Origin of the sequence: Aquitalea sp. FJL05, assembly GCF_003852595.1 — a bacterium.
GTDB lineage: Bacteria > Pseudomonadota > Gammaproteobacteria > Burkholderiales > Chromobacteriaceae > Aquitalea > Aquitalea aquatilis.
Map to the genome: position 1 here is coordinate 78,824 of NZ_QAJS01000005.1, position 12,368 is coordinate 91,191.

Genomic DNA, 12,368 nt, shown 5'->3' on the forward strand with positions numbered 1-12,368 from the left:
AGCCTTTGCCGTGGGCAAAGACAATACCGTGCACCTGTAACGCCTGTCGGCCCGCAGCTTGCTGCAGTGTCACTCGGTGCGCGTTGGGGCGCAGGCCTTGTCGCCGTCTGACTGACGGCAGGTCAAGGCTGGCCTTGAGGCGCGTAAAAACGGGGCGCTTTGCGCCGCGGTGCGCACGGAAGTCCGGGGTGAGTCCTGCAGGCTGACGTGGAGTGGCCGCAGATCCCCGGCTTCCTTAGGGAGCACGATGATCATGCGTCCTTCACGTCGGCCGGCTTGGAGAACATCCCAAGAAAGCGCGCATTGTAGACCTTTTACCGTGCTTGTGTTGCAAGGCAATATCAGTGGATGAAAATATTCTGCAAGTTTGATCAAATATCCAGCGCAAAGCCTTGTCGGACAAGGCTTTGCGTTGGATTTTCGGCAGTTAAAGGGTTGTTTTAAGGCACATTAGCCAGTAGGTGGGGCTGGCGGTTTGAGATTATTTTTTGTCGCGGCCAACTGTTGTTTTTTTTCATTACGGCGGCGGTACAGCCCCAGCGCCTTGAGAACGATGGCCGCGCCGCTGACCAGCAGCAGGAAGGCCAGCGGCCCGGCCACCATCCAGGGAAACAGCACCACCAGCAGCGCCAGCGCCAGCAAGGCCAGGCCAATGGTGAGAAATGCGGCAGCCTCGCTGGTGTCGATGCTGCGGGTGCCACGCACCACCGCACCCAGCGCATCGCCAATCCGTGCTGCCTGGCGCGCGGCGGCGCTGGCACTGCTGCGGGCGGCATGGCTGGCCGCCGGAAACAGGAAAGATGGCGGCTGGCGCTGGCGCGGGTGGGTCAGTACCGGCGTGCGCTTGTGGCCGCTGAGTACCACTTCGGTGGACTGCTCCAGATCCTGCAGAAAGCGTGCGGCCAGTTCGCCGGCTACCGTTTCATCTTCGATGGCGACGTCGATTTCCCGGTTGGCCAGCCAGCTGGAGATATTCAGATTGGTGGAGCCGATACGCGCCCAGCGGCCGTCGGCGACTGCGGTCTTGGCGTGAATCATCGAGCCGTTCCACTCGAACACCCTGACGCCAGATTCCAGCAGCGGCCGGTACATGGTGCGCGAGACGGTGGCGATCCAGCGGATGTCACTGGAGCGTGGCACCAGCAGGCGCACGTCAACACCATCCAGTGCCGCTTGCTTCAGGGCTGACAGATAAGTGCTGGTGCCCATGAAGTAGGCATCGGTCAGCCACAGCGTGCGGCGGGCAAAGCTGGCAATCAGCATGTCCAGCCGCATCATGTGGGCCGTGGACGGAGTGGTGGCAATCAGCCGGGCGGCAATCGCACCGGCCTCTGCTTGCGGGCCGGGTGGCTGTTGCCAGACATCAGGCAGCGCGGTGCCGCAACTGGCCCAGCTATCGGCAAACGCGGCCAGCGCCTCGGCCACCAGCGGGCCGCGCAGCGCCAGTCCGGTATCACGCCAGGGGGCGATGCCGGCATCCGGCTGGCCTTCCCAGCTGGAACTGATGCACAGGCCGGAGATAAACGCGGTGTGGCGGTCTACCACGATCAGCTTGCGATGATTGCGTCCCAGCAGGCTGAGCCCACCGGTCAGAGTAGGGGGGTTATAGGCGCGCACGGCGGCACCGGCCGCGAGCAGTGGCCGGAAAAAACCGCCCAGGCTGGGTTTCCAGCAGCCCAGCCAGTCGTATAGCAGACATACCTTGATGCCGGCCGTGGCCTTGTCCATCAGCAACTGGCGAATCTCGCGGCCAAAACGGTCGTTGGCCACGATGTACATTTCAATGAATACCGAATCTTCCGCAGCGGCAATCGCCTGTTTCCAGGCCGGAAAGTTATCGCTGCTGTCATACAGCAGTTGCACACTATTGCCGGCAATCAGCGGCGCGCCAGCCGAACGCGAGAAGGCCTGGTCGGCCAGCTTGCGGACGAAATCCTGTGTTGCCGGTGTAGTGGCATCGCTACGCATATTGCCTCGTGAATGTTGTCAGACAATATTCAAAACAAGGTATTTTTTCCGGTTTTGGATAAGGGCTGCGCACGACGGGGAAAGTCGTAAATATGAATATGGGCGTCACAAAAATGGAAGAAAAATATGCCAGTTTTGCGGGTTTTCCCTGATTTTTTTTCAGAAAATTTCTATCAAGTCATTGAATTAAAACAGTTATTGCGCTGCGGAAAATGCGGCAATAACTGGTTGCAAGGTCAAGCAAGTTGCCCTTAGAATCAATTCATTCGATTCACAATTATAAGCAGGACAAAGCAATGGACAGACAGCGCTGGTTGCAGGGTACCCTGTACCACCCGGATTTCGAGCAGGACAGCTGTGGCTTCGGCCTCATCACCCAGCTGGACGACAAACCCAGTCACTGGCTGGTGGAAACCGCCATCTCCTCGCTGGCCAAACTGACCCACCGTGGAGCGGTGGCGGCAGACGGCAAATCGGGTGATGGCTGTGGCCTGTTGTTTCGCAAGCCGGATGGCTTTTTGCGCGAAGTGGCCGCCGAGGCCGATATCGCGCTCAAGGCAGTGTACGCCGCCGGTCTGGTATTCCACCACCCCGACAGTGAAATCGGCGCGCGTAGCCTGCGCCGGCTGAAGGAGTTCCTGGAAGCCCAGCAACTGGAAGTGGCCGGTTTCCGTGTGGTTCCCACCGATATCAGCGCCTGTGGCGAAGCCGCACTGGCCAGCCTGCCGGCTATTTCGCAGGTATTCGTCAACTGTCCCTTCGGGATGGACGAACTCACCTTCCAGCGCCGCCTGTACATGGGCCGTCGCCAGGCTGAAAAAGCCAACAAGGTGGACGACCCGGCCTTTTACCTGCCCACGCTGTCGCCACACACCCTGTCCTATAAGGGCCTGGTGACACCGGAAAACCTGCCCAAGTTCTTCCTGGACCTGAACGACCCACGTTTCGAGTCCAGCCTGGCGGTATTCCACCAGCGCTTTTCCACCAATACCTGGCCGCAATGGAAGCTGGCGCAGCCCTTCCGTTTCCTGGCGCACAACGGTGAAATCAACACCGTGCAGGGCAACCGCTACTGGGCGCGGGCCCGCGAGCGCATCATGGCCTCGCCGCACCTGGACATGGACGCCGTGCGCCCGATAGTCCAGACCGACGGTTCGGACTCGATGAGCCTGGACAATATGCTGGAAGGCCTGCTGATGGGCGGCATTCCGCTGTTCCGCGCGCTGCGCCTCTTGGTGCCGCCGGCCTGGCAGAACGTGGATTCCACCGACAAGGATCTGCGCGCCTTCTACGAATACAACTCCATGCACATGGAGCCATGGGATGGCCCTGCTGGCATCGTGCTGACCGATGGCCGCTACGCCGCCTGTATGCTGGACCGTAATGGCCTGCGCCCGGCACGCTGGGTACTGACCCGCGACAATATCCTGACCATCGCCTCGGAAGTGGGCGTGTGGGACTACAAGCCGGAAGACGTGGTGCGCAAGGGCCGGGTGAAGCCAGGCCAGCTGTTTGCCGCCGACCTGGCCACCGGCGAGCTACTGATGCCGGAAGACATCGACGCCATGCTCAAGAGCGCCAAGCCCTATCGTCAGTGGATCAAGGACAGCGCCAAGTATCTGGAACTGTCGATCGAGGACGATGCCGGCATCGAAGCCATGGGCAAGGAAGAGCTGACCCGCCTGCAGAAGCTGTACAACTTCAGCTATGAAGAGCGCGACCAGATCTTGCGCGTGCTGGCCGAAGACGGCCAGGAAGCCGTGGGCTCCATGGGCGACGATACCCCGATGGCGGTATTGAGCCAGAAAGTCCGTTCGCCCTTCGACTACCTGCGTCAGCAGTTTGCCCAGGTGACCAACCCGCCGATCGACCCCATCCGCGAAGCCGTGGTGATGTCGCTCAACAGCGTGTTTGGCCCCGAGCGCAATATGTTTGAAGAGAGCGCCGAACACGCCAAGCGGCTGGAAGTGCGCTCGCCGGTGCTGTCGCATGAAAAATTCGTGCGCGTGACCACCCGGCCGGAAACCTATCTGAAGGCCACCACGTTCGACCTGTGTTACGACCCGAGCGAAGGCTCGCTGCAGCAAGCCATCGAAAAGCTGTGCCAGTACGTGATCGAAGCCGTCAACGAAGGCACGGTGATCGTGGTGCTGTCCGACCGCATCATCACCCAGGGCCGTCTGCCGATTCATGCCTTGTTTGCCACCGGTGCGGTACACCATGCGCTGATCGAAACCGGCCTGCGCTGCAAGACCAACATCCTGCTGGAAACCGGTACCGTGCGTGACGCGCACCAGATGGCCTGTGTCATCGGTTACGGTGCCACTGCGGTTTATCCTTACCTCGCTTACCAGAGCATTATCGATCTGGTGAACAGTGGCGTGGTCAACTGCAAGATCAACGAAGCACTGCAGCACTATCGCAAGGGCATCAACAAGGGCCTGCTGAAAGTGTTGTCCAAGATGGGTATTTCCACCATCGCCTCCTATCGCGGTGCCCAACTGTTTGAAGCCGTCGGCATTCACAAGGATGTGGTGGATCTCTGCCTGAAGGGCACCGTGTCGCGCGTGTCCGGAGCCAGCTTCGAGGACTTCGAAGACGACCAGCAACAGCTGCTGCGCTTCGCCTTCAACCCGATGCGCCAGATTTCGCAGGGCGGCTTGCTCAAGTATGTGCACGGCGAGGAATACCACGCTTACAACCCGGACGTGGTGCAGCTGCTGCAAAAAGCGGTACAAAACGACGACTACCAGACCTACCAGCAATACGCCGACACGGTGAACACCCGTCCGGTGTCCATGCTGCGCGACCTGATGAAGGTAAAACTGGCCGAGCAGCCGATCTCCGTCGACGAAGTCGAGCCGATCGAAGCCATTCTCAAGCGTTTCGACTCTGCCGGCATGTCGCTGGGGGCGCTGTCGCCGGAAGCCCACGAGGCACTGGCGACCGCCATGAACCGTCTGGGTGGCCGTTCCAACTCCGGTGAAGGTGGCGAAGATGCTTCGCGCTATGGCACCGAGCGCATGTCCAAGATCAAGCAGGTGGCCTCTGGCCGCTTTGGTGTCACTCCGCATTACCTGGTGAATGCGGAAGTGCTGCAGATCAAGGTAGCCCAGGGCGCCAAGCCGGGCGAAGGCGGCCAGCTGCCGGGCGACAAGGTCACCGGCCTGATTGCCCGCCTGCGTCACGCCAAGGAAGGCATCAGCCTGATTTCGCCGCCGCCGCACCACGATATTTACTCCATCGAAGACCTGGCACAGCTGATCTTCGACTTGAAACAGGTCAACCCGACCGCGCTGGTGTCGGTGAAGCTGGTGGCCGAGCCGGGCGTGGGCACCATTGCTGCCGGCGTGGCCAAGGCCTATGCCGACCTGATCACCATCTCCGGTTACGACGGTGGTACTGGTGCCTCGCCGCTGACTTCGGTGAAATACGCCGGCTCGCCGTGGGAGCTGGGCCTGTCTGAAGCCCAGCAAGTGCTGCGTGCCAACGGCTTGCGTGGCCGGGTACGGGTACAGACCGACGGTGGCCTGAAAACCGGCCTGGACGTGATCAAGGCTGCCATTCTCGGTGCAGAAAGCTTCGGCTTCGGTACCGGCCCGATGGTCGCTCTGGGCTGTAAATACCTGCGGATCTGCCACCTGAACAACTGCGCCACTGGCGTAGCCACCCAGGAAATCAAGCTGCGCTCCAAGTACTTCCTTGGCCTGCCGGAAATGGTGATGAACTACTTCCTGTTCATTGCCCGCGAAACCCGCGAATGGATGGCCAAGCTGGGCGTGCGCAGCATGGAGGAGCTGATCGGCCGCATGGACCTGTTGGAGCTGCTGGAAGGTGAAACCGCCAAGCAGAACAAGCTCGATTTGTCGCCGCTGTTGTCGCAAGGCACGGTGCCGGACGATGTGCCGCGCTTCTGCATCAGCGATAGCAACCCGTCCTTTGACAAGGGCGAGCTGGCTGAACAGATCCTGGTTGACGCCCTGCCTGCCATCCATAACAAGCAGATGCTGGAACTGTCCTACCCGATCGAGAACATCCATCGCTCCATCGGTGCCCGCCTGTCCGGCGAAATTGCCCGTGTGCATGGTGCGGCTGGTTTGCCGTTTGGCTGCCTCAAGGTCAAGTTCAACGGCAGCGCTGGTCAGAGCTTTGGCGTGTGGAACGCCTCGGGCTTGCACCTGGAGCTGGAAGGCGATGCCAACGACTACGTCGGCAAGGGCATGGCGGGTGGTCGCGTCACCATCTACCCGCCGAAGAATGCGGTGTATGAAAGCGGCGAAGCCATCATCATCGGTAACACCTGCCTGTACGGCGCCACAGGTGGCCAGCTGTTTGCCGCTGGTGTGGCCGGCGAGCGTTTCGGCGTGCGTAACTCTGGCGCGCTGGCTGTTATCGAAGGTGCGGGCGACCACTGCTGCGAATACATGACTGGCGGTACTGTCATCGTACTGGGCGAAACCGGCTACAACTTCGGTGCCGGCATGACCGGTGGCTTTGCCTTCGTCTACGACCCGGGCGAACGCTTTGCCTACCGCTACAACAATGAACTGGTCGACATTCACCTGATCAACGGCGAAGCAATGGGCATGTACCGTGCCTTCCTGCTGGAGAAGATTGCCAAGCATGTCGAGCTGACCGGCTCCGAAACCGGCCGCGCCATGCTGCAGAACTTCGACGACTACGTGGACTACTTCTGGCTGGTGAAGCCGAAGGCCGCCACGCTGGACAGCCTGCTCAAGGATTGAGGTGAGCCGGGAGTAGTGAATAGGGAGTAGGGAGTAGGGAGTGGACAAGCCGCACAAGCAGCTACACGCCTGGCAGGAAAGCATGAATTTGGCACAGTTGATTTATCAATTGACCGCCAGCTTTCCTGCCGAAGAAAAGTTCGGCCTGACAGCCCAGCTTAGGCGCGCAGCAGTGTCTATTCCCTCCAATATTGCTGAAGGGGCCGCACGCAGTACCACCAGAGACTATGTCCATTTTCTGGTTGTGGCGCGTGGCTCACTCAGTGAGATGGATACACAGCTGGAATTGGCAGTCCGCCTTGGCTATCTCCCACAGCAACATTCAGGAATCCCGGCACTCAACAAAACCGGAAAGCTGCTTTCTGCATTGATCAGCAGTTTGCGAAACAAATTGAAAGATTAAGTGGGCTGGTCGGGCCGGGGTTACTCCCTACTCCCTACTCCCCACTCCCCAACAGGGAGAAAACGATGTCAGGTGATGTTTTTCAGTTCATGAAGCTCTCCCGCAACCCCGGCGAAAAAGTCGAAGCTGCGGTGCGCAAGATTGAGTTCAAGGAAATCTACCAGCCGCTGCACCAGGTGGATGCAGCCGAACAGGCCGGGCGCTGCCTGTCCTGTGGCAACCCCTATTGCGAATGGGAATGCCCAGTACACAATTACATCCCCAACTGGCTGAAGCTGGTGGACGAAGGCAAGTTGTTCGAAGCGGCCGAAATGTCGCACAAGACCAACAGCCTGCCGGAAATCTGTGGCCGCGTCTGCCCGCAAGACCGTCTGTGCGAAGGTGCGTGTACCCTGAATCAGGGCGGCTTTGGTGCGGTTACCATCGGCAGCATCGAAAAATACATCACTGACGAAGCCTATAAAGCCGGCTGGCGTCCAGACATGTCCAAGGTGATCTGGAGCGACAAGAAAGTCGCCGTGATCGGTGCCGGCCCGGCTGGCCTCGCCTGTGCCGACGTGCTGGTACGCAATGGCGTGAAGCCGGTGGTGTACGACCGCTACGAAGAAATCGGCGGCCTGCTCACCTTTGGTATACCGGAATTCAAGCTGGAAAAAGCCGTCGTCCAGCGCCGCCGCGAAATCATGCAAGGCATGGGCGTGGAATTCGTGCTGAATACCGAAATCGGCAAGGACATCGAAATCGAAGCCCTGCTGGAACAGTACGACGCCGTGTTCATGGGCATGGGAGCCTACAAGTACATGAAGGGTGGCTTTGCCGGTGAAGATCTGCCGGGTGTGCTGGAAGCGCTGCCCTACCTGGTCAACAACGTGCGCCAGTGCATGGAAAGCCTGCCGGCAGGCGAAGCCGCCGTTTCCATGGCCGGCAAGCGTGTGGTGGTACTGGGTGGTGGCGACACCGCCATGGACTGCAACCGCACCGCCATCCGTCAGGGTGCCAAGCGCGTGACCTGCGCCTACCGCCGTGACGAAGCCAATATGCCGGGCTCCAAGCGCGAAGTGGCCAATGCCAAGGAAGAGGGTGTGGAATTCCGCTGGAACAGCCAGCCAGTGGGCATCGAACAACTGCCCAATGGCGCGCTGGCGGTGATTCTGGCCGAAACCCGCCTGGGTGAGCCGGATGCCCGTGGCCGTCGTAATGCCGAAATCGTATCGGGCAGCGAAGAGCGCATCGAGTGCGACCACGTCATCATCGCCTTCGGCTTCCAGGTAGAAGCCGCCAGCTGGTTTGAACGCGCCGGCATCAGCAGCCAGCCCAACGGCCGCACCATCGCCTCGGAAAAGTCCAAGTTCAAGTACCAAACCAGCCACGCCAAGATCTTCGCTGGCGGCGACCAAGTACGCGGAGCCGACCTCGTCGTGCGTGCCGTGTTCGAAGGCCGCCAGGCGGCGGAAGGAATGCTAAGTTATTTGCAGGTGTGGTAACCCAAGTAGTACGCTGATATGAAAAGCCCACCATAAGGTGGGCTTTTTCTTACTGCGCTATTTGATGCTAATGTCACGTGCTACTCAATACTGGGGGGGCGTCGATACCAAAAATGGCCACGTAAATAATTGCGGGGCCATTGTGGTATAGGTATTAACAGTCTGTGGCCTTATAGACCGATGAAATCAATAAATGACTTCTGCTTTAATGACTCTATGATGTTGGCTTGCATAAATTCTTTATGCTTAACCAGCCCTACAAAAATATCAGCACATTCCACGGCATCTTCCAAAGATACAATACTTAAAACACCGTGACTCTCGATGTTTGGCTCAACTGCAATAATATCGTGTTCTCTATCATGCAGATTTTTGGCAATAAACAATGCTGGTGATTCGCGCAGATCATCTATGTCCGGTTTGAACGCAAGGCCAAGACAAGCCACAACTGGTTTGCGGCCATGCTTTGCATGAAAATCGGCAATCGCGGACTTGACCTTGTCAATCGCCCATTCGGTTTTGCTATTGTTCACCTCACGGGCCGTGCGAATAATACGGGCGTTTTCAGGATCTCTGGCAACAATGAACCATGGATCGACAGCAATGCAGTGCCCACCGACTCCCGCTCCCGGCGTAAGGATGTTGACGCGAGGATGGCGGTTTGCCAGCTTTATCAACTCCCAGACATCAATACCTTCCTTGTCGCAAATAAGTGAAAGTTCATTGGCAAAAGCGATGTTGACATCTCGGAAGCTGTTTTCCGTCAATTTGCACATTTCAGCAGTACGAACGTCTGTTTCCAGAACCGTACCGCGAACAAATGTCCGGTAAAAATCGGCAACAGCCTTAGTAGAAGAAGGAGTTAAGCCACCAATAACCCGGTCATTTTCAACCAGTTCAGCCATGATTTTGCCGGGCAAAACACGCTCCGGGCAGTACGCCATATGGACATTGGAAATATCAACGCCGCAATCAGTTAATACCTCAGCCATTTTTTCAGTCGTACCGACCGGCGAGGTAGACTCAAGGATAATAAGGTCACCGGATTTGACAAAGGGAGAAATGCTGCGCGTGGCCGAAAGGACGTAATCAATATTCGGTTGCGGTATGCCATCACCCTCATGGAACGGGGTGGGAACACAAATCATAAACACATCAGCAGCAGAAGGCGTAGTGGAAGCGCTCAAACGTTTGGCACTGACGGCAGAACGGACATAAGCATCAAGATCAGGCTCGACAATATGAATGTTCCCCTGATTGATTGTCTCTACAGCATGTGTATTCACATCAACACCGAGTACGGTATAACCGTTGCTGGCAAGCAGTGCGGCTGTGGGAAGGCCGATATACCCCAAGCCAACAACACAGATAACCTTCTTTTCCATACCTAAATAGTCCTTAAAACCGAAATAATCTTGTCGCAGGCTTTGCCATCGCCATACGGATTGTGAGCCTTGGCCATGCTGGCGTAAAGGGCTGGGTCTTCGAGTAATAGGCTGACATTATCAATAATTTTTGCTTTGTCAGCCCCGACAAGCTTGACCGTACCTGCTGCAACGGCCTCTGGCCGCTCGGTAACGTCGCGCATGACCAGTACAGGTTTACCAAGACTCGGCGCTTCTTCCTGAATGCCACCACTATCGGTCAGCACAAGGTAGGCGTGCATCAGAAGCATGACAAACGGTTCGTAGTCTTGTGGGGGAATGAGATGGATATTACCGCAACCGCTAAGTATGGTGTTGACGGGTGCCTGCACATTGGGATTCAAATGCACAGGGTATACGAACTGCACATCCGGGTAACGCAAGGACAGCACCTTCAGTGCTTCGCAGATGGACAGGAAGCCCGTACCAAAATTCTCACGCCTGTGCCCAGTAATCAGTACAAATCTCTGATGTTGCCAGTCAAAGGGTAGCATCGGGCTGATCTTGTCTATCAGACGCTGTTGCCGTACCGGGTCAGTGGCAAGGCGATCCTTGATCCAGAACAGCGAGTCAATGACCGTATTGCCAGTAACAAAAATGCGCTCAGCAGGCGTCATTTCATTCAGCAGGTTCTGACGGCTCACCGTGGTGGGTGCGAAGTGCCAGTCTGCAATTCTAGACACTACCTGACGATTGAACTCTTCGGGAAAGGGGGCCTTGACATCATAGGTGCGCAAACCGGCCTCTACATGGCCAATACGGGTTCCATGATAGAACCCGGCCATGCCGGCCGCTAACGATGTTGTGGTATCGCCATGTACCAGCAAGGCATCTGGCTGGTATTGGCGTAACACCTCACGCATGCCCAGCAGTACGGCAGAGGTGACGTCATACAAATCCTGGCCAGGTTTCATCAGATCAAGATCAATATCCGCCTCGATATTGAACACATCCATAACCTGATCGAGCATTTGCCGGTGCTGTCCGGTCAAGCACACGATGGTATCAAACTGATCGGCTTGCGCACGGAGTTTATGGTACAACGGGGCCATTTTAATGGCTTCCGGGCGTGTGCCAAAAGCCAGCATGATTTTTTTCCGATTAATCATTCTGCTGTCTCAATTCGATCAGGATTTTATACATATCAAGTGCAAGATTTTTCCGATCATATTTTTGTGCACTGATCAGGCAGTCATTTTGTAACGTACCGTATAGTACAGCATCATTTTTTAATTTCAATAAGGATGCAGTCAGTTCGGCAGCATTATCAGATTCAAATACCAGTCCTACATTTTCAGTGCGTACGATTTCCGCTGATTCCCCCGGGACGCCATGAAGCACAGGAATGCCCATGCCCATACATTCAAAAAGTTTGGAGGGAATTACGCTGTTAAATAAATCAGTCCTTTTCAAATGTATAATAGAGGTATCTAGTATCGACCAGTAACGCGAAACTTCTGATTTGCTTACACTATCAACAAAAATGACATTTTCCAGTTTGCGGCGCTTGGCTTCCTGTACCAAGTGATCTTTTCTGGCACCATCCCCTAGCAGCAAGATGATAATATCTTTGCCTTGCTCTGAATGCTGCAGACTGTCAGCGGCATCAAGCAGTGTGTCCAGTCCATGTGCCATTCCATGAGTGCCAATATAGCCTGCAACAAATTTATTATGTAGCTGGAATTGTGACATCAAGGTCTGGTCTTTTTCCCTTGGGAAATAGTTACTCAGATCAACCCCATTGGTAATGACGCTGATTTTATCCGGGGAAATGCCCCGGTGAGCCAGTGCCTGTTTGAATGCATGGGTGACGGCAATGACATGGTTACAATCCCGGTACAAAAATAGCTCCAGCTTTTCCAGTGCACGAATCAGGAAAGAGTCTTTCATTGCACCAACGGCCTTGATCGACTCTGGCCAGATGTCCCGTAACTCAAAGACCCAGGGAGCTCGTTTCAGCCTGCTAGCCACTGCAGCGGCACAGGCAGTAAAAAACTGGGGTGACGTGCCTATGATAATGTCAACATTTTTGATAAAAATAGCAGCGATAATGCTGGAAAACATGAAGCTCAGGTAGTCAGCAGTACGTTTTGCAAAACCTTCATTAGCTGAAATATAAGACCAGACACGTACCACGCGTATGCCTGAAATGATCTCAGTAGAATAGAGAGAATTTTTATAGCCGGGAAAAACCTTTCCCTTGGGAAAGTTGGGCGCGCAGGTAATAACGGTAACTTGCGCTCCCATTTTTACCCATTCCCGGCAGTGCTCAAAAGTTCGGCTTGCCGGTGCATTGACTTCGGGAGGGAAATTATCAGTAATAAATAAGATATGCACGACAATC

Annotated in this window: 7 protein-coding genes; 3 read left to right on the plus strand and 4 right to left on the minus strand. The window is 56.3% G+C overall.

The window, feature by feature from the left end; all coding sequences use genetic code 11:
* Positions 1 to 450: 450 nt before the first annotated feature.
* Positions 451 to 1,968, minus strand: coding sequence for a phosphatidylserine/phosphatidylglycerophosphate/cardiolipin synthase family protein (locus DBR44_RS03835; protein WP_124642242.1), 1,518 nt, complete (start codon positions 1,966 to 1,968; stop codon positions 451 to 453).
* 296 nt (positions 1,969 to 2,264) lie between these two features.
* On the opposite strand from DBR44_RS03835, the gene gltB reads away from it, so the two are divergent.
* The 3 genes from gltB to DBR44_RS03850 all read left to right on the plus strand — a co-directional run bounded on the left by gltB (position 2,265) and on the right by DBR44_RS03850 (position 8,600).
* A complete protein-coding gene (gene gltB / locus DBR44_RS03840; RefSeq protein ID WP_124642244.1) occupies positions 2,265 to 6,713 on the plus strand; it encodes a glutamate synthase large subunit in 4,449 nt (1,482 codons plus the stop codon).
* 40 nt (positions 6,714 to 6,753) lie between these two features.
* On the plus strand, positions 6,754 to 7,116 hold the full coding sequence (locus DBR44_RS03845) for a four helix bundle protein (protein ID WP_124642246.1): 363 nt from the start codon (positions 6,754 to 6,756) through the stop codon (positions 7,114 to 7,116).
* A 65-nt stretch (positions 7,117 to 7,181) separates the two neighbouring features.
* Positions 7,182 to 8,600, plus strand: coding sequence for an FAD-dependent oxidoreductase (locus DBR44_RS03850; RefSeq protein WP_124642248.1), 1,419 nt, complete (start codon positions 7,182 to 7,184; stop codon positions 8,598 to 8,600).
* A gap of 170 nt (positions 8,601 to 8,770) precedes the next feature.
* Here DBR44_RS03850 and wecC read toward each other — a convergent pair whose 3' ends face one another.
* The 3 genes from wecC to DBR44_RS03865 are packed head-to-tail and all read right to left on the minus strand — an operon-like array spanning position 8,771 to position 12,361.
* Entirely contained in the window at positions 8,771 to 9,985 is a 1,215-nt protein-coding gene (wecC, locus tag DBR44_RS03855) for a UDP-N-acetyl-D-mannosamine dehydrogenase (RefSeq protein ID WP_124642250.1), read from the minus strand.
* Positions 9,986 to 9,987: 2 nt separating this feature from the next.
* On the minus strand, positions 9,988 to 11,133 hold the full coding sequence (gene wecB / locus DBR44_RS03860; protein WP_124642252.1) for a non-hydrolyzing UDP-N-acetylglucosamine 2-epimerase: 1,146 nt from the start codon (positions 11,131 to 11,133) through the stop codon (positions 9,988 to 9,990).
* Positions 11,126 to 12,361, minus strand: coding sequence for a glycosyltransferase family 4 protein (locus DBR44_RS03865; protein ID WP_124642254.1), 1,236 nt, complete (start codon positions 12,359 to 12,361; stop codon positions 11,126 to 11,128). The genes wecB and DBR44_RS03865 overlap by 8 nt, the downstream gene beginning before the upstream one ends.
* Between the last annotated feature and the right edge of the window lie 7 nt (positions 12,362 to 12,368).